This is a genomic window from Haemophilus sp. SZY H36 (genome assembly GCF_018829625.1).
Taxonomy (GTDB): domain Bacteria; phylum Pseudomonadota; class Gammaproteobacteria; order Enterobacterales; family Pasteurellaceae; genus Haemophilus; species Haemophilus haemolyticus_K.
In genome coordinates, this window is sequence record NZ_JAHKKA010000001.1 from 693,802 (window position 1) to 712,803 (window position 19,002).

Annotated in this window: 14 protein-coding genes; 7 read left to right on the plus strand and 7 right to left on the minus strand. The window is 37.2% G+C overall.

The window, feature by feature from the left end:
• Positions 1-29: 29 nt before the first annotated feature.
• Positions 30-938, plus strand: a complete 909-nt coding sequence (rdgC, locus tag KP713_RS03100; protein ID WP_215769827.1) for a recombination-associated protein RdgC — start codon at positions 30-32, stop codon at positions 936-938.
• Between the two features lie 28 nt (positions 939-966).
• Here rdgC and brnQ read toward each other — a convergent pair whose 3' ends face one another.
• Positions 967-2,277 carry a branched-chain amino acid transport system II carrier protein gene (gene brnQ, locus KP713_RS03105; RefSeq protein ID WP_215769828.1) on the minus strand — a complete coding sequence of 437 codons (1,311 nt, stop codon included), beginning with the start codon at positions 2,275-2,277 and terminating at the stop codon, positions 967-969.
• 234 nt (positions 2,278-2,511) lie between these two features.
• On the opposite strand from brnQ, the gene nhaA reads away from it, so the two are divergent.
• Complete coding sequence (gene nhaA / locus KP713_RS03110; protein WP_065264513.1) at positions 2,512-3,675, plus strand: Na+/H+ antiporter NhaA; 1,164 nt, start codon at positions 2,512-2,514, stop codon at positions 3,673-3,675.
• A gap of 56 nt (positions 3,676-3,731) precedes the next feature.
• On the opposite strand, the gene KP713_RS03115 is transcribed toward nhaA, so the two are convergent.
• A complete protein-coding gene (locus KP713_RS03115; protein WP_215769830.1) occupies positions 3,732-4,193 on the minus strand; it encodes an Lrp/AsnC family transcriptional regulator in 462 nt (153 codons plus the stop codon).
• Between the two features lie 119 nt (positions 4,194-4,312).
• Here KP713_RS03115 and rarD point away from each other — a divergent pair, with 119 nt between their 5' ends.
• Both rarD and KP713_RS03125 read left to right on the plus strand, forming a co-directional pair.
• Complete coding sequence (rarD, locus tag KP713_RS03120) at positions 4,313-5,203, plus strand: EamA family transporter RarD (RefSeq protein WP_215769831.1); 891 nt, start codon at positions 4,313-4,315, stop codon at positions 5,201-5,203.
• A 138-nt stretch (positions 5,204-5,341) separates the two neighbouring features.
• Positions 5,342-6,760 carry a sucrose-specific PTS transporter subunit IIBC gene (locus KP713_RS03125; RefSeq protein ID WP_106013450.1) on the plus strand — a complete coding sequence of 473 codons (1,419 nt, stop codon included), beginning with the start codon at positions 5,342-5,344 and terminating at the stop codon, positions 6,758-6,760.
• A 103-nt stretch (positions 6,761-6,863) separates the two neighbouring features.
• On the opposite strand, the gene uvrA is transcribed toward KP713_RS03125, so the two are convergent.
• Positions 6,864-9,695, minus strand: coding sequence for an excinuclease ABC subunit UvrA (gene uvrA / locus KP713_RS03130; RefSeq protein WP_215769832.1), 2,832 nt, complete (start codon positions 9,693-9,695; stop codon positions 6,864-6,866).
• 153 nt (positions 9,696-9,848) lie between these two features.
• Here uvrA and KP713_RS03135 point away from each other — a divergent pair, with 153 nt between their 5' ends.
• Positions 9,849-10,352 (plus strand): single-stranded DNA-binding protein, encoded by a 504-nt coding sequence (locus tag KP713_RS03135; protein WP_215769833.1) that lies wholly within the window; start codon positions 9,849-9,851, stop codon positions 10,350-10,352.
• 227 nt (positions 10,353-10,579) lie between these two features.
• Here the strand turns inward: KP713_RS03135 and qatD are convergent, their stop codons facing one another.
• The 4 genes from qatD to KP713_RS03155 are packed head-to-tail and all read right to left on the minus strand — an operon-like array spanning position 10,580 to position 15,134.
• Entirely contained in the window at positions 10,580-11,311 is a 732-nt protein-coding gene (gene qatD, locus KP713_RS03140) for a Qat anti-phage system TatD family nuclease QatD (protein ID WP_065242706.1), read from the minus strand.
• Complete coding sequence (gene qatC, locus KP713_RS03145; RefSeq protein ID WP_215769900.1) at positions 11,308-12,624, minus strand: Qat anti-phage system QueC-like protein QatC; 1,317 nt, start codon at positions 12,622-12,624, stop codon at positions 11,308-11,310. Before qatC ends, qatD begins: the two co-directional genes overlap by 4 nt.
• A complete protein-coding gene (locus tag KP713_RS03150) occupies positions 12,624-13,364 on the minus strand; it encodes a Qat anti-phage system associated protein QatB (RefSeq protein WP_215769834.1) in 741 nt (246 codons plus the stop codon). Before KP713_RS03150 ends, qatC begins: the two co-directional genes overlap by 1 nt.
• Before the next feature lie 3 nt (positions 13,365-13,367).
• On the minus strand, positions 13,368-15,134 hold the full coding sequence (locus KP713_RS03155) for a KAP family P-loop NTPase fold protein (RefSeq protein WP_215769835.1): 1,767 nt from the start codon (positions 15,132-15,134) through the stop codon (positions 13,368-13,370).
• A 680-nt stretch (positions 15,135-15,814) separates the two neighbouring features.
• Between KP713_RS03155 and pyrG the strand changes: the two genes are divergently transcribed.
• Together pyrG and eno are read left to right on the plus strand one after the other, a co-directional pair.
• Complete coding sequence (gene pyrG / locus KP713_RS03160; RefSeq protein ID WP_005636432.1) at positions 15,815-17,452, plus strand: glutamine hydrolyzing CTP synthase; 1,638 nt, start codon at positions 15,815-15,817, stop codon at positions 17,450-17,452.
• A 190-nt stretch (positions 17,453-17,642) separates the two neighbouring features.
• Complete coding sequence (gene eno, locus KP713_RS03165) at positions 17,643-18,953, plus strand: phosphopyruvate hydratase (protein WP_215769836.1); 1,311 nt, start codon at positions 17,643-17,645, stop codon at positions 18,951-18,953.
• Positions 18,954-19,002: the final 49 nt, after the last annotated feature.

Here is a 19,002-nt window from a genome sequence, read left to right on the forward strand (position 1 = left end):
TTCTACCCTATATTGAAGGAAGTGTTACGATGTGGTTCAAAAATTTAATGACTTATAGACTGACTAAACCGCTAGATTGGGATCTTGCACAGCTACAAACTCAACTGGAAGATTGTCAATTCCATCCTTGCGGTGCACAAGATCAAAGTAAATTTGGCTGGTCAGCCCCATTACGAGGCGCTGATTTACTCTATTTTTCTGTTGGAAAACAAATTCTATTAATCGCCAAAAAAGAGGAAAAAATCTTGCCAGCAAATGTGGTCAAACGTGAACTTGATGAACGCATTGAAAGCCTTGAACAAAAAGAAAATCGCAAACTTAAAAAGGTAGAAAAACAAACATTAAAAGATGATGTTGTGATGAATTTATTACCGCGTGCGTTTAGTAAAAATCAACATACGGCACTGTGGATTGATACGGAAAATAATCTTGTTCATGTTGATGCCGCATCGAGTAAACGCGCGGAAGATGCGCTCGCATTACTGCGTAAATCCTTAGGATCGCTCCCTGTCGTGCCTTTAACCTTTGCTAATGAACCCAGTACGATTTTAACCAATTGGATCCTTCAAGATAGCTTACCGCATTGGTTAATTGCATTAGAAGAAGCCGAGCTTCGTGGCAGTCAGGAAGACAGCGTTATTCGTTGTAAAAAACAACCCTTAGAAAATGAAGAAATTCTCGCCCTTCTGCAAGATGGCAAAAAAGTAGTAAGCAAATTAGCCTTAGAATGGGAAGATACCTTAACTTTCGTTTTTAACGAGGATTGCAGCCTCAAACGTTTAAAATTTGCAGATAGTGTACGTGAAAAAAATGATGATATTCTGAAAGAAGATTTTGCACAGCGTTTCGATGCAGATTTTATACTGATGACTGGTATTTTAGCCAAACTCACCGAAAATTTATTAGATGAATTTGGCGGAGAAAAAACTAGATTATAAAGATATGCGGCTAAAAAATGCCGCAATTTTATTTTTTAATGTTAGTAAATAACTTTCCTATAAAAATGCTCACTACAAGCATCACGAATGCTGGCACTAACCATGCCATTCCTTCTGATGAAAGAGGAAAATCTTTCAATAATATGTTAATGCTTTCAGGTAACATTTGCACATTATTTAAACTATCACATAAGCTAAAGCATAGCGTGACAATTAAAGAACTATAGTAAGTCAATTTGATTGATGGTAATTTATCACGTAAAAATTGCAAAAATACTAATACAATCGCTATAGGATAGATCAATAATAGAGCTGGAATCGTAATACGAAGCAAATCAGTTAAGCCATATTGAGAAACAGTGATTGTCATTGCGGTAAAAATTGCTACCCAAAACGGATAAGAAAAACGTACTGAAAATTTTGCAAAATAATCAGCTGCAGCACTCGTTACACCAACAAGAGTAGTTAAACTTGCTAGTACGATAATTCCCGCCATAATCCAAGTACCTGCGGAACCAAACAATGCACTCACATAACGTGAGAAAACTTGTCCACCATTTGTTACACCTTCAGCAACCGAGGCACTTGTTGCACCAAGGTAAAAGAGTGAAAAGTATAATCCAGCAAGCAAAATGACTGAAACAAAACCTGCTGAAATAGTATATTTCACAATATCTTTTGTATGAACCACATTTTTTGTGGCAAGTGCACGTGAGACAATTCCTCCAAATGCAATAGCGGCAAGCACATCCATAGTTTGATAACCACTTGTTAAACCGATGAATAAAGCCTGACCTGACTCATAAGCTTTTGTGGGAGCCTGAATCTCGGATAATGGAGAAATAAAAACTGTCACCGCTACCACAACTAATAACACCAATAATGCAGGCGTCATAAATTTACCTACACTTGAAATAATCGTGTTTGGACGAATCATAAATCCCATCGCGATTAAGTTAAAAACAAGAGAAAAAACAAATCTAGCTGTTGAATTATCCTCCATCAATCCTAAAGGTAACCATGCCATTTCATAAGCAACATTTGTAATTCGCGGCATGGCAAAGGTAGAACCAATTGTTAAATATAAAATAACAAGAAAAGCAGTCCCTGCCCATTTAGGTAAATCTTTCGTTAATTCTTCTCCTCGCCCTAAAATAGAAACAATAACCAATGTAATAAAAGGCATAAAAACACCAGTTAACACAAATCCAAAAGAGGCGCTAGCCCAATTGTACCCTGCAGTAAAGCCTTCCATTGGTGGAAAAATAATATTCCCTGCTCCTAAAAATAAAGCGAAGATCATCATCCCCAAAACAATAATATCTTTACGTGAAAACATAATTTCTAACCCTAAAATCGAAAGACATGCATTCTACAATAATTTATTACAATGCACATAAAATCCCTATTTAATAATACGAAAAATGAGATATTCATCACAATATAATTCATGTTATCAGCAATTCATACAAAATGCTGGCAAAATCTTTCTCTCGTTCCCCATTTCATATAAAAATATGCTAGTATGCGCCCTTTGTTAATTTTTTGTTATTGGTTTTTGAAGGGGGATTACGTGTTACAACTTATCCAGCGATTTTTAAAATTAGAATCTGCCGGTGGAATTTTATTACTTTTATCTGCTGTAGCTGCAATGTTATTGGCCAATTCACCGTTAAGTGAACAATATAATAACTTCTTAAATTTACCCGTAAGCATACAAATTGGCCATTTTGCAATCGATAAAACATTAATTCATTGGATCAATGATGGCTTTATGGCTGTATTTTTTATATTAGTCGGTATGGAAGTCAAAAAAGAATTATTTGAAGGCTCACTTTCTAGCTACCAACAAGCTATTTTCCCTGCTATAGCCGCAATAGGAGGAATGATTATTCCTGCTATCGTATATTGGTTCATTGCTAAACAAGATCCTAGTTTAGTGAATGGCTGGGCGATTCCTATGGCAACAGACATAGCCTTTGCTCTTGGCATTATGGCGTTGCTCAGCAAACAAGTTCCACTTCCACTCAAAATTTTCTTGCTAGCGCTCGCTATTATAGACGACTTAGGTGCTATCGTTGTCATAGCCCTATTCTTTTCACATGGATTAAGCGTGCAAGCACTCTTCTTTTCAGCTATCGCTATTATCGCATTAGTTTTATTAAACCGATTCAAAGTTTCTGCACTATGTGCCTACATGGTTGTTGGGGCAATTTTATGGGCTTCCGTTTTAAAATCAGGCGTTCATGCAACATTAGCTGGCGTAATTATTGGCTTTTGTATCCCATTGAATGGGAAAAATGGTGAAAAACCACTACATGATTTTGAACATATCCTCGCACCTTGGTCGTCATTTATTATTCTGCCTCTATTTGCTTTTGCTAATGCCGGGGTAAGCTTTGAAGGACTCGATTTCACAATGCTCTCTTCCCCGTTATTATTAGCTATTGCACTTGGCTTAATTATAGGCAAGCCAGTAGGTGTTTTTAGCTTTAGCTATATCTCCGTAAAATTAGGTTTAGCCAAATTACCTAACGGTGTTAATTTTAAACAAATTTTTGCCGTTGCGCTTTTGTGTGGAATTGGCTTTACAATGTCAATGTTTCTCGCAAGCCTTGCATTTGAGGCTGACGCAGGTGAAACTATAAATACTCTATCAAGATTAGGTATTTTATTAGGATCAACTATTTCTGCCATCATCGGCTATTTTTGTTTAAAACAAACGACAAAGCCTTAGCCTTAGCCTTAGCCTTAGCATTATAATTGCAAAGTGCGGTGATTTTTTACCGCACTTTATAACACAATACCACTATCCGCCTTTGTAAAATTCATTACAAATAAACTTTTGAAAGTACGCACATGATACTCCCCTGTTAAAACACGACGAGTAAACGCATGATAACTTTCCATATCTTTAACATGTAATAGCAACATAAAATCATAATCTCCAGAAATTTCATAACAACTGACAACATCTGATTCTTGTCTCATTTTACGCTCAAACTGCTCTTGATAATAAGAATGTTGATTGTTCATTTCCACCATCACAAATACACTAATTGTCCGCCCTACAGCTTTAGGAGAAACAATAGCCACTTGTTTAGTTATCACGCTTTTTTCTATTAAAAATTGAATTCGTCGTTGGCAGGTTGCAATAGAACTATTAACATTTACGGCCAATTCTTTTAAAGGTATCGTTGCATCTTGTTGTAATGCATTTAGAATATCTCGATCTAATTTATCAAGGGAATTCATAAAAATTTTTCTCATAAATCTGGCTAAATGGATAAAATTTATCACAAAACCTCATAAATTGAGAATTTTTATTTCTATAACAACCTATAATAATTTCATCTTCAATGATGGAGTTTTCAATGAAATTAATGACTCAAGGCATATTGCTTTGCATCTTTTCTCAACTTTTATTTGGTGTCCTTTATTTATTCAGCTTATGGTTACAACCATTAAGTGGAACTGACGTTTTCGCGTGGCGAATGGTAACAATGATATTTGGTCTATTATTGATTTTATTTCCAACACTTGGTTGTAAATCAATTTTACATTTAATGACCAACATACTTGGCTATAACTGGAAACGTTGGATACTTTTCTTACTCGGTACACTTGATGCTGGAAGCCAATTTTGGCTCTTTATGTGGGCACCGCTTAATAATGAAGGTGTAAATATTGCTATGGGATACTTTCTTTTTCCGCTTGTGATGGCTCTATTTGGAAGAATTTGGCTTAAGGAACAATTATCATCCACTCAAAAAATTGCTTTATTACTTGCCGCTTGTGGTGTATTTCATGAACTCTGGCATACACAAAGTTTTTCATGGACAAGCCTTTGGGTTTGTGCAGTATATCCCTTCTACTATTTAAGTAGAAAAGCCATGAAAATTCCTGCCTTGCAAGGCATTACCCTTGATGTCATCTTAATATCCATTCCTTCTATCATTTATTTATCTTACCAAAGCAATAGTTTGTCTTTGATTCTTCATAATTTTCACTACTGGTACTTATTACCAGCATTAGGAATTGTCAGTGCAGTTTCACTTTCTGCAAATTTAAAATCTAGCCAGCAAATTCCTGTTAGCATTTTTGCCGTATTAAGCTATATCGAACCTGTCTTATTATTTCTAGTTGCAGTATTTATTTTAAATATTCCAATGACGATAAGTGACTACTTCACCTACGTTCCTATTTGGCTAAGCTTAGGCTTGTTAGGATTAAATGGATTAATAAAAAAGCGAGATAATTATTAATTACATTATATGATTACTTACTATCAGCTTTGTTCCTTTATAACAATAAAATTCCCCTTATAGGATCATTTCACTCTAGCCTGTTTTAATCCTTTCGGCTAAAATCGCGCCATTTCTATTTAAATGAGGAGAAAATCTATGAACTTCCCGAAAATAGCTGAACAAGTGATTGAAAAACTTGGTGGTAAAAATAACATTGCTACAGCAGCTCACTGTGCAACACGTTTACGTATCGTATTAAACGATGAAAGCAAAGTGGATAAAGAAGGTATCGAGGCAATTGAAGGGGTAAAAGGCCAATTCTCTGTGGCGGGTCAGTACCAAATTATTTTTGGCTCAGGTACGGTCAATAAAGTTCATGAACAACTTACAAAACAACTTGGTATTGGTGATGTAAGTAAAGCTGAAGTTGCAGAAGCTGCCTTAGGGCAACAGAATTTACTACAACGGATAGTAAAAGGTTTAGCCGATATTTTTGTCCCAATTATCCCAGCTATCGTTGCTGGAGGTCTATTAATGGGACTTTATTCAATGCTAACCTCTATCGGTTTCTTTTGGGATAATCATTCTGTTGTCACAAAGTATCCTGAAATATCTGATTTAGTTGATTTCATCAATACAATTGCAAATGCACCGTTTGTATTCTTACCTGTATTACTTGGTTTTTCAGCAACACGTAAATTTGGTGGAAATCCCTTCTTAGGCGCAGCACTAGGTATGCTTTTAGTCCATCCTTCATTATCTGATGGCTGGAATTATGCAAAAACATTGATGGAAGGAAATATTAAATACTGGAATGTATTTGGTCTTGAAATTGAAAAAGTTGGCTATCAAGGAACAGTTATTCCAACAATTATCTCGGCTTGGGTATTAGCAACATTAGAAAAGAATTTCCGTAAATTTATACCATCTTATTTAGATAACTTAATCACCCCAATGTTTTCACTTTTTATTGCGGGTTTCCTTGCATTTACCGTAATTGGTCCATTTGGTCGGGAGGCAGGCTCTCTTATTTCAGCTGGATTAACTTGGTTATATGATACATTAGGTTTCTTTGGTGGAGCGATTTTCGGTACTTTATACGCACCAATTGTCATTACAGGTATGCATCAAACCTTTATCGCAGTAGAAACTCAATTACTTGCCGAAATCACACAAACTGGAGGAACATTCATCTTCCCGATTGCAGCAATGTCAAATATTGCACAGGGCGCAGCTTGTTTAGGTGTAGCCTTAGCATTAAAAGATGCCAAAATTCGTGGATTAGCTGTACCTTCAGGTATTTCTGCATTATTAGGTATCACAGAACCCGCTATGTTTGGCGTAAATTTACGTTACCGCCAAGCATTTATTGCTGCGATGATTGGTTCTGGGTTAGCTAGTGCATTTATTGCATTCTTTAACGTAAAAGCGATTGCATTGGGTGCTGCTGGTTTCTTAGGTATCCCATCTATCAAACCAGACAGTTTAGCAATGTACAGTATAGGAATGGTTATTTCATTTGTTGTGGCATTCAGCTTATCTTTCTTATTTGTAAAACGTGCACATACTAAATAACCTCATTACATCAAACAAATCACGATAAGAATCAAAAAGATAAATTTCTGCTAGAAATATATCAAAAAATAACCGCACGTCAGATCAAAGTGCGGTTATTTTCTTAACGTTTTTCCAAAATTGGTTTAAGGAATCTGGCCGTATGAGATCCTTCAACTTTAGCGACTTCTTCAGGCGTACCAGTAGCAATAATTTGTCCGCCACCGCTTCCCCCTTCAGGACCAAGATCGACAATCCAGTCTGCCGTTTTAATCACATCAAGATTGTGTTCAATGACGACAATAGTATTTCCTTGGTCGCGTAATCGATGCAGTACTTCAAGTAATTGCTTAATGTCAGCAAAATGCAAACCAGTTGTCGGTTCATCTAGAATATACAAGGTTTTACCCGTATCACGTTTAGAAAGCTCCGTAGCTAGCTTAACGCGCTGCGCTTCACCACCTGAAAGTGTTGTGGAAGATTGACCTAATCGAATATAGGATAATCCCACATCTATCAAGGTTTGTAATTTTCTTGCAATCATTGGAATCGCATCAAAAAATTCGCGAGCTTCTTCCACCGTCATATCCAAAACTTGATGGATGGTTTTACCTTTGTAACGAATTTCTAGAGTTTCGCGGTTATAGCGTTTACCTTTACATTGGTCGCAAGGAACATAAACATCCGGTAAAAAATGCATTTCAACTTTGAGTACACCATCGCCCTGACAGGCTTCACAGCGTCCACCACGTACGTTAAAGCTAAAACGTCCTGGATTATAACCGCGCGCACGTGCCTCTGGCACCCCAGCAAAAAGTTCACGAATCGGAGTAAATAAGCCTGTATAAGTGGCTGGATTTGAACGTGGCGTGCGTCCAATCGGGCTTTGATTAATATCAATAACTTTATCGAAATGCTCTAATCCCTCGATAGATTGATAAGGTGCGTAATCCGTCTTTTCCGCTCGATTTAACGCATTTTGCGCAAGTGGAAATAAAGTATCATTAATGAGTGTTGATTTTCCTGAGCCTGATACACCAGTTACGCAAGTAAACAAGCCAACGGGAATATCTAAATTTACATTTTTTAAATTATTGCCTGATGCCCCTTTAAGTTTGAGCCATTTTTTCTTATCAAGTGTGGTGCGTTTTTTAGGAATGTCGATTTTATCTGCGCCCGATAAGAATTTTCCTGTGATGGAATTTGGATTCAGCATAATTTCATCAGCGTTTCCTTGTGCAATAACTTGCCCACCATGCACGCCAGCACCAGGGCCGATATCAATAATATGGTCAGCTGCACGAATCGCGTCTTCATCGTGTTCCACGACAATTACCGTATTACCAAGATTACGCAGATGAATTAATGTGTTAAGTAAGCGTTCATTATCACGTTGGTGCAAGCCAATAGAAGGTTCATCTAATACGTACATCACACCAACAAGCCCAGCACCAATTTGGCTAGCAAGACGAATACGTTGTGCTTCACCACCTGAAAGAGTTTCAGCTGAACGAGAAAGAGAAAGATAATTCAAACCTACATTGACTAAAAACTGCAAACGCTCACGGATTTCTTTAAGAATTTTTTCCGCAATTTGGGCTTTTTGACCTGTTAAAGAAAGTGCGGTGAAAAATTCGAGTGTTTCACCAATACTTTTTTCCGCGATCATCGGTAAATTCGTTTTTCCGATATACACATTACGCGCTTCTGGTCGTAAACGAGATCCACCGCAGTCTGCACAAGGTCGATTACTAATATTTTTCGCTAATTCTTCCCGCACCGACATTGATTCCGTTTCTTTATATCGGCGAGCCATATTATTCAAAATTCCTTCAAAAGGATGCTTGCGAATAACCACATCGCCACGATCATTCATATATTGGAATTCAATTTCCTCTTTGCCTGAGCCATGCATAATGATGTGTTGAATTTTCTTTGGCAAAGATTCATAGGGCGCTTCAACATCAAAATGATAATGTTTCGCCAATGAGGTGAGCATTTGATAATAATAGAAATTTCGACGATCCCAACCTTTTACCGCACCACCAGCAAGGGAAATAGTTGGATTTTGTACCACACGATCTTCATCAAAATATTGTTGCATACCCAAACCATCGCAAGTAGGGCAAGCTCCGGCTGGATTATTAAAGGAAAATAAACGAGGTTCTAATTCTGGCACAGAATAACCGCAATGCGGACAAGCAAAATTTGCCGAAAAAACTAATTCTTCCGCTTTCGGATTATCCATATCTGCCACAATCGCGGTGCCACCTGAAAGCTCTAATGCGGTTTCAAAAGACTCAGCTAAACGTGTTGCTAAATCTGACCGCACTTTAAAGCGATCCACCACTACTTCAATAGTATGTTTTTTCTGTAACTCTAATTTTGGTGGATCAGATAAATCGCAAATTTCGCCATCAATACGCGCACGAATGTAACCTTGTGCAGCAATATTTTCTAAAATCTTAACGTGTTCGCCTTTTCGATTTTTGACAACTGGCGCAAGTAACATCATCTTGCTGTCTTCTGGCAAACTTAATACTTTGTCCACCATTTGACTAATCGTTTGTGCCGTTAATGGAACATCATGATCTGGACAACGCGGTTCACCTACTCGAGCAAACAATAAACGTAAATAATCATAAATTTCGGTAATTGTTCCCACCGTAGAACGTGGATTGTGTGAGGTAGATTTTTGTTCAATGGAAATTGCAGGGGAAAGTCCCTCAATAGAATCCACATCAGGCTTTTCCATTAAAGATAAAAACTGACGGGCATACGCCGAAAGAGATTCAACATAGCGGCGCTGCCCTTCTGCATAAAGCGTATCAAACGCTAAAGAAGATTTCCCCGAACCTGAAAGCCCTGTGATCACGACAAGTTTATTGCGTGGAATAGTCAGATTAATATTTTTCAGGTTATGGGTTCGCGCCCCGCGAATATCGATATTTTCCATAAAATAACTCAAAAGAATGAAATAAGTTTAAATTCTGCGATCATTATCGCATATTTTAACATCTGTGCAAATATCCAGTTAAAATATATAGATCTTTTGAAAAATTTCAGGCAAAATAACCGCACTTTTTAAGATAAAAAATGAGGTTTTTTTATGGCTGGAGTTAATAAAGTCATTATTGTGGGTCATCTAGGCAATGATCCTGAAATTCGTACCATGCCAAATGGCGATGCCGTAGCAAATATTAGCGTAGCGACTAGTGAAAGCTGGAACGACCGCAATACTGGCGAGCGCCGTGAAGTAACGGAATGGCACCGCATTGTATTCTATCGTCGTCAAGCGGAGATTTGCGGTGAATATTTACGCAAAGGCTCTCAAGTATATGTGGAAGGTCGTTTAAAAACGCGTAAATGGCAAGATCAAAACGGTCAAGATCGTTACACCACAGAAATTCAAGGTGATGTAATGCAAATGCTTGGTGCTCGTAATCAAGCTGCTGGCTACCCTAGTGATATGGGAGCTGCACCACAACCTTCTTACCAAGCTCGTCAAACTAACAATGGTGGTAGTTATCAATCATCTCGCCCAGCGCCACAACAGGCTGCACCACAGGCTGAGCCACCAATGGACGGATTCGATGACGATATTCCGTTCTGAATTCCATATATATAAATTATGTAAAAATAGATTATAAAAACTCAAGAGAAACCATATATGACAAGGTTTCTCTTTTTTACGTTAATTATAGCCAGACGAAAGTCTGGCTATAATTAAATAACTCAAACCATTAGAGTAATGGTTTGAGTTGAGATTGTAGGTAGAGATATTATAAGGAATTTGAGTTATTGGAAGTAATTGATAATTTTGATAGGTAAGCTTATGGCTTATATATGTTTTGAAACTAAGCTAAAGAGATTTTGTCTCAATATACTTTCAACTTCTGAAATATTCATTCCCCACATATCTGCTAATATTGCAATGGTAATATTGGCATTCCAGGGGAATAAAGCTTGTGTTTTAAAATTCCCAAAAGGTCCATCAGTTTCAACTAATATTTTTTCTATTGGCATGATTTGGACCAACTCATAACCCTTTTTACTGCTTAACATTGCAGGTCCTACAGAAAAATAGCAGCCCATTTCAATCGATCGTTTTAACTGTTGCTTTGTGCCTGAAAACCAATGAAGGATTGGCAAGTTATCATTTACTTGACTTAATTCATCTAGTACAGCATTTGCACTCATCCTAGAATGTATACTTAATATTTTTCCACCAGATTTTGTTGAACTTCTTAAAATATGGCGAAAGACCTTTAATTGTGTTTTCCAATGTGCTTTAAACTCTTTTCCGCCATCCAAACCAATTTCACCCACATAGCGAGTTTGGTTTAATAATGAATCAAACAATTCCAATTCTTGCCAACGTTCATGAGCCAGTTGGGGATGCAATCCCAAGGCGGTACGAATACGAGGACAATCTTTTGCTAATGAACTTGTTCCATACCACGCTTTTGGTGTAGTTGTAACAGATAAGACATAAATATTTTCATCTTTACATCGTTTTGCAACGTATTGTGGATTAGTATATAAATCCAAATGGCAATGCATGTCCATCATAATATTTGGTTCTCTATTAAAAGTTGCTCCACTTCATCCAACCCATTTATAAAAACATTTGCAAACTGATTTAATTGTTGAGTGGGTAGTGAGCCACTTTGTAAAACCCATTGATTGATGTTGCGATGATTTTTTTGACGAATAGCACTTATTAAAGCAAATAAATCATCTCTTCTGTCCTGATTTATTAAAATTTGCCGAATGTCATTAAATTCATATTGGGCATCATTGGTAATACCAGCATAATGCAATGACGCTCTACGAATCAGACATGGAAAGCAAACCCCGCATTGCTGATTTTTGCGTTTCCAATGGCTACACGAAACAGTATCAGGGATAATTTGCTTTAATAATGGTAAATTTTTGCATTCTGATATCATTTGCCCTTTGGTTTTAAATTGATAAGGATTTCTTAAAGTGAAAGGAATATTGACCGCAGTGAGAAGTTTTTGTATTTCTTGGATAAAATAAGGGTGAGTGGTACGGGTACTTAAAGTGCCCACTCTGCGTACTGTTAAAGGTGCATTGATTGAAATTACCCCATTTTCAGGAACTAAAATATCAATCTTTTTTTGCGCGACTTCCTGTAATGCATAAGCTGATACAATGGCAAATGCCAAAAAATTTAAACTTCTGGTTCGCATTGTGATTTCAGTGCTTTTTCCATTATTTAAATGTGGTTGTGCAATCGCATTAAATTGGGAAAATTGGTTAATATAACCATTTTGGTTAAGTTGCTGAATAATGGCTTGCTGACGTGATTTATCACCTTTATAAGAATGACTAACTAAAACCAGTGAATTACCCTGCTCCAATAAATCAATTACCCCAATTGCTGAATCCAAACCACCTGAAAATAAACAAACACAGTCTTTATTTCTTAAATCTACCAATTTGGTTCTGCCACTTAATTTATAGGGCTGTGGAGGTAATTGTCCGCCTGCATGAAAATCAAATTGCCAAATATCACCACTTAAAAAGTGTAAAATCTGTTCTAAATGAACCTTGTTTTTTTGCCAAATATCTGGCTGGCACAATGGTAACGTGATAGAAAAGGAACGACACCAGCCATTTGCAGTATCTTTTCGCAAAACAAAAGTATCTGCCGCTGTTACTGCCATGGCAATAGTTAGAAAATCCATTACTTGGTTATTGAGTTTAATACCTAATCTTTTCACACTATCTAAAACCATATTACCGATATGGGCAATTTGTAGTTTTTTATTACCCATTCCATACAAATGAACAGGTATTGTTCCATTTGGTAAATTATTTAATTGATTGATGTCGTGATGAAAAACCAATTGAGTCATCAATAATCCTCCCATTCTTCCCAAATTTCCAAAATAGCTTGGTTTTGAATTTCTTGCATTTGTTTGTTTGTTAACTGACAAACATTATCCGTAAATTTAGGGGCAAGAGTAATATCTACCACTTCACGAATGAGTTGCCGTAAATCATTTTCTGCTTTGGCAATTTGCACAGGATCATCGCCTTTCTTCCAAGCCTTACCGGCATCATGTGCAATTTGCAGAAAAATACTTTCGGTTAAATAACAAACCATCATTTTACCAATGACTTCAGTGGTAATGCTATTTTCATCAAAAGTTATCATTCCTTCTAATGCTTCTGATAAAGCAATATTCATTGCAGAACGAATTTTGTCTGAATCACCGTGATGACCAGCCAAAAGTTCGGTAATTTGGTTGATGGCTTCATCGCAAGGCTGCCCATTTAAACTATGTAAATTAACCGAATATTGTTGTTGCTGGTTGTCTGAAAAAATGCCAAATAAGCTCGCACCCGCTTGGGTAATTTTCCCCAATTTTTGGACGGCTGTATGCTTACCACCACTGGCTTTTCGTGCATAATGACCAAGTGCTTTACATACATCATCACGTCCACTGCCTCGTACAGCCCTACCGATTGCTTGACGCAATCCCTTTAATCTCTGTGGATCTGGCGTTTGAGTCGTTGCTTGGCTGTCATCAACCCAAGCCGGTAACAAAGGTGAACGACCATTTGGTCCTACGCTAGATTGTGAAGTACCCATTGCTTACTCCTGATACCAAGTTTCGTTTTTTAATCTTGTATTAAACCACGGATAATTAAAACCTTTATTTTTCAATTCAATAATAAAACGATTTAAAATTTTTGCACCGCCTTCTGAAAACTTAGCTAATAAACAAGCCCCCATAAAACCATTTGGACTTTTAGCCCAGTTATCCACTTTTCTTAATTGTTCCACTAACGCGTCCATAACAGAGATTTGTTCATCCATTGTTAGTTGTTGAATGGCATCTTTGGTACCTTGTGAGCCTGTTCTTGATGTGGTTGTAAGTAAAATGTTTAAAGCATCTTGGGCTTTTTGAGAAAGTTGAGCGGTATAAGTATTTAGCGGTATGGTTTCTCTGGATAAATAGATCGCCGCGCGCAAATCAACATTGGATAATTTTGGCTCTAACTTTGCCCATTCTTTGATAAATGTTTGAATGGGCTTATTTTCAGAGAGTTTTGATAAATTTTGCTCATTGTTATTTTCCAGCTCTTTTAATAATTCAGGTTTACCCTCTTCTTCATTAATACGCTGATAAAAATTTATTACCACATCAGAATCCACACATCGCTCAAAAATCACCAATTTGGTAATAATTGCTTCCTCTAACGGTATTTGACGCTTGTTTGCGATTTTGGCACGCATTTTAATGGTATTTAAAATACGTTTTACAATTCTAGGATTACCGTGAATATTAGGTGAATTTGCTAATAGAGGAGCTATTCTGTTTGCGCGTTCAAAATCTGACAATAGAGCTTGATTATGTTGCTCTTCAATAGTTTTGGCCACTTCTCCTGGATTTAAAGATTGACTTTTCCAAGATTGTTGCAAATGAGTTTCTAAAAATTGGCGTAAGCTTGCTAATTTTTTGGTTGCTATTTTTTGATGAATGGCGTACAGCATATATAAATATGCACGAATTTCAAGCACACCTGCTTTGGGTACACGAATAGGAATCTGAATGAGCTTGTCCAAATAATCAATTTGATGACGATACGACAAATCTTTGTAATGTTCGGCAACTGAATGGCGAATCATTTCCTCGTCAGCCGCGATAATAAAAGCTGTACGATTTAAGAATAAGAATAAACGAATTGCCTCTAATGTTTGAATAGCATTAGCAGGTAGACAACGGTCAAGGTTATCAATCACAATAACCAACTTTTTACCTAAATCCCGTAATATCTCACCATATTCTTTTCTAAACTCATCAATTTGTTGTGGTGGAGTTTGTTGTTTGAGGGGGTTGATAAGTTTTTTTCCTGAATCAACAATTTCTTTTCCTATTTCTACCACTTGCTTACTTTCTGTTTCATCTTGAATTCCATCCAAGGCATTTTGAGCCGTTCCAAATATTTTGGAAACCAAACCAAAAGTAGGAAAACCTGCAGCTAAAGCAGCCCCCTCCGCAAGAAAGCCAGCCAAACGTAGACCATTAATTCTGACTAATAAATTTTGGGATTTTTTCAAGATGGTTTCTTCATCTTTAGCAGTTTGAATCAAATGGTTTGCAATAGTTTCCAAAAGAGCTGTTCTCGCATCATCAAATCCTTGATAAAGCCAAGCATCAAATTTAATCACAATCCACTCATGAGGTTTGATTTGTTGCTCAATCAAATTTAACAGAGAGGATTTACCTGCGCCCCAATTACCAAAAATACCTATTGAAACTGGTAGCATAGCTTCAGTTTCTAATATTTCAGTAACAATTTGGGATACCTCACCAAAATTGAGATAGTCTTCTTTAGATTCAGTATCTGACCACATTAAATTACCCTCATTTGTAAAATATAGATTTTTGTATACTAACACATTTTTCAACAAGCATTTTTAATGTTTTTATAATGATAAGTATATATAGGGTATCAAGATTGGTGGATGAGTTATCGAAATTAAAAGATATTAGGAAAAGGGATGAAAGTGGAATAAAACAGATTAAACTACTATAATCAATAAGCGTAAAAAACAGCATACTCAAATTTAGCAATGTCTCTTATAGAGTTGAACGCGATAATTTCTACTATAATCTACCAGCTTTTCCTTCTTTCAAGGATTTTATAGATAAACATTGTCAATTTGGTATCTCATAGCAAGCATATTGTGTAAAAATAAAGTATGAAATCTAATCTTTTCATACTTTATTTTTACACAGACCTGATCAAAAAAGCGAACGACAAGATCCTAATTATTTGATTTTAAATAACTTTATGGTTTACATTTTACTATAAAATAGAAACAACCTTTTTAATTAAAATAATTTGAAAACCATCTTTTGATGGTTTTCTTTTTTCTCTGGGTTTTCATTGAGATAATTTTCTAAATCAGGTAAACTACCGTCCCGTCTTTGATAGCTAGTTATCTTCGATTTTTGACCGCACTTTTGGTTGATTTTGTCTGTAAGATGATTAGCTATAATCATTTATATCCCAATACAGATTAGGTTCCCTATGGCTACAAATTATATTTTCGTCACTGGCGGTGTGGTTTCATCGTTAGGTAAAGGCATTGCGGCAGCATCATTGGCGGCAATTTTAGAAGCTCGCGGTTTAAACGTAACTATTATGAAATTAGATCCATATATTAACGTGGATCCAGGTACGATGAGCCCAACCCAACATGGGGAAGTTTTCGTCACTCAAGATGGCGCAGAAACAGATTTAGACTTAGGTCACTATGAGCGTTTTATCCGCACGAAAATGACTAAACGTAATAACTTCACCACAGGCAAAATTTATTCTGAAGTATTACGTAAAGAGCGTCGTGGCGATTATCTTGGTGCAACAATTCAGGTGATTCCACATATTACCAATGAAATTAAAGATCGCGTTATTGCAGGTGCTCAAGGTCACGATGTTGTAATTGTTGAAGTGGGCGGTACCGTTGGGGATATTGAATCACTCCCATTCTTAGAAGCATTACGTCAATTAGCAGTTCAAGTTGGTCGTGAACATACGTTATTTATGCACTTAACTTTAGTGCCTTATATTCCAACTGCAGGTGAAGTAAAAACGAAACCAACTCAACATTCTGTAAAAGAATTGCTTTCTATTGGTATTCAACCTGATGTGTTGATTTGTCGTTCCGATCGTATGATTCCGCCAAATGAGCGTGCGAAAATTGCTTTATTCTGTAACGTTCCAGAACGTGCAGTCATTTCATTAAAAGATGTAAATTCGATTTATCAAATCCCAGCATTATTAAAATCTCAAGGTTTAGATGATTTTGTCTGTGAACGTTTCCGTTTAACTTGCCCTGAGGCGGATCTGTCTGAATGGGAGCAAGTGCTTTACAAACAAGCCAATCCAGTGGGTGAAGTGACCATTGGAATGGTGGGTAAATATACTGAGTTACCAGATGCCTATAAATCAGTAAATGAAGCATTGAAACATGCAGGTTTAACGAATCGTTTAAGCGTTAACATTAAATATATCGATTCCCAAGATGTTGAAACCAAAGGTGTTGAAGTATTAAAAGGCATTGATGGTATTCTTGTTCCTGGTGGATTCGGTTATCGTGGTGTGGAAGGTAAGATTCGTACCGCCCAATATGCACGTGAAAACAAAATTCCTTACTTAGGCATTTGTTTAGGTATGCAGATCGCGTTGATTGAATATGCACGTAATGTAGCAGGTTTAACTAAAGCAAATTCGTCTGAATTTGATAAAGATTGTGAACAACCTGTGGTTGCATTAATCACAGAATGGCAAGATGCGGATGGTAATACAGAAGTGCGTACCGATGAATCTGATCTTGGCGGGACAATGCGTTTAGGCGCACAACAATGTCATTTGGTGTCAGGCAGCCGCGCTCGCGAGCTTTATGGCAAAGAAACCATTGAAGAGCGTCATCGTCATCGTTATGAAGTGAACAATACCTTGCTTCCACAAATTGAAAAAGCAGGATTGAAAGTAACGGGCTTATCTGCAGATAAAAAATTGGTAGAAATTATCGAGGTGCCAAATCATCCTTGGTTTGTCGCTTGCCAATTCCATCCAGAATTTACTTCTACGCCTCGTGATGGCCATCCGTTGTTTGCAGGCTTTGTAAAAGCAGCTTATGAAAATCACAAACAATCCGTGAAGTAATTGATTGAATTAGAGTAAAAAGAGCGGTGAGAAACGACAAATTTTTTCACCGCTCTTTTATTTTGTAAAAATAGATAAAGATCAAAGCATACGCATTTTTTACAAGACAAAATCTCAAAATAGCTTTATTATATCGCCTGTTTTAGGCTCGCCTAACCCGTTCTAATTAACTTAATTGAGGAAAATAAAAATGGCAAAAATCGTTAAAGTGATTGGTCGCGAAATCATCGACTCACGCGGTAATCCAACTGTTGAAGCTGAAGTTCACTTAGAAGGTGGTTTTGTTGGTTTAGCTGCGGCTCCATCTGGTGCATCAACTGGTTCTCGCGAAGCATTAGAATTGCGCGATGGTGACAAATCTCGTTTCTTAGGTAAAGGCGTATTAAAAGCTGTAGCAGCAGTAAATGGCCCAATTGCTGAAGCAATTCTTGGTAAAGATGCGTCTAACCAAGCTGAAATCGACCAAATCATGATCGATTTAGACGGAACCGAAAACAAATCTAACTTTGGTGCAAATGCAATCTTAGCGGTATCTTTAGCAAACGCAAAAGCAGCTGCAGCATCTAAAGGTTTACCACTTTACACTTACATCGCTGAACTTAACGGCACACCAGGCGTTTACTCTATGCCATTACCAATGATGAACATCATTAACGGTGGCGAACATGCAGATAACAACGTTGATATCCAAGAATTTATGATTCAACCAGTGGGTGCGAAAACATTACGTGAAGCACTTCGTATCGGTGCTGAAGTATTCCACAACCTTGCGAAAGTATTAAAAGCTAAAGGCATGAGCACTGCAGTTGGTGACGAAGGTGGTTTCGCACCAAACTTGGCCTCTAACGCTGACGCTTTAGCATGTATCAAAGAAGCAGTTGAAAAAGCAGGTTACGTATTAGGTAAAGATGTAACTTTAGCGATGGACTGCGCATCTTCTGAGTTCTACAACAAAGAAACTGGCAAATACGAAATGAAAGGCGAAGGCCGTTCATTCACTTCTCAAGAGTTCACACACTATCTTGAAGAGTTAACTAAACAATACCCAATCGTATCTATCGAAGATGGTCAAGATGAATCTGACTGGGAAGGTTTTGCATACCAAACTAAAGTGTTAGGCGACCGCGTTCAATTAGTGGGCGACGACTTATTCGTAACTAACACCAAAATCTTAAAAGAAGGTATCGAAAAAGGTATTGCAAACTCCATCTTAATTAAATTCAACCAAATCGGTTCTTTAACTGAAACTTTAGCCGCAATCAAAATGGCTAAAGATGCAGGTTACACCGCTGTAATCTCTCACCGTTCAGGTGAAACCGAAGATGCGACTATCGCTGATTTAGCGGTGGGTACAGCAGCAGGTCAAATCAAAACTGGTTCTATGAGCCGTTCTGACCGTATTGCGAAATACAACCAATTAATCCGTATCGAAGAAGCATTAGAACGTGCTGGTACTCCAGCAGCATTCCCAGGCTTAAAAGCGGTTAAAGGTCAAGCGTAATTCACGCTGAATTTACTGTAAAATCTCACCGCACTTTGTATAAAAGTGC

Coding starts and splice junctions, on each gene's coding strand:
- qatD (WP_065242706.1), bottom strand. CDS start 11,311: ATGATGGACATGCATTGCCATTTGGATTTATATACTAATCCACAATAC.
- uvrA (WP_215769832.1), bottom strand. CDS start 9,695: ATGGAAAATATCGATATTCGCGGGGCGCGAACCCATAACCTGAAAAAT.
- KP713_RS03125 (WP_106013450.1), top strand. CDS start 5,342: ATGAACTTCCCGAAAATAGCTGAACAAGTGATTGAAAAACTTGGTGGT.
- pyrG (WP_005636432.1), top strand. CDS start 15,815: ATGGCTACAAATTATATTTTCGTCACTGGCGGTGTGGTTTCATCGTTA.
- rarD (WP_215769831.1), top strand. CDS start 4,313: ATGAAATTAATGACTCAAGGCATATTGCTTTGCATCTTTTCTCAACTT.
- KP713_RS03135 (WP_215769833.1), top strand. CDS start 9,849: ATGGCTGGAGTTAATAAAGTCATTATTGTGGGTCATCTAGGCAATGAT.
- KP713_RS03115 (WP_215769830.1), bottom strand. CDS start 4,193: ATGAATTCCCTTGATAAATTAGATCGAGATATTCTAAATGCATTACAA.
- rdgC (WP_215769827.1), top strand. CDS start 30: ATGTGGTTCAAAAATTTAATGACTTATAGACTGACTAAACCGCTAGAT.
- eno (WP_215769836.1), top strand. CDS start 17,643: ATGGCAAAAATCGTTAAAGTGATTGGTCGCGAAATCATCGACTCACGC.
- KP713_RS03155 (WP_215769835.1), bottom strand. CDS start 15,134: ATGTGGTCAGATACTGAATCTAAAGAAGACTATCTCAATTTTGGTGAG.
- qatC (WP_215769900.1), bottom strand. CDS start 12,624: ATGACTCAATTGGTTTTTCATCACGACATCAATCAATTAAATAATTTA.
- KP713_RS03150 (WP_215769834.1), bottom strand. CDS start 13,364: ATGGGTACTTCACAATCTAGCGTAGGACCAAATGGTCGTTCACCTTTG.
- brnQ (WP_215769828.1), bottom strand. CDS start 2,277: ATGTTTTCACGTAAAGATATTATTGTTTTGGGGATGATGATCTTCGCT.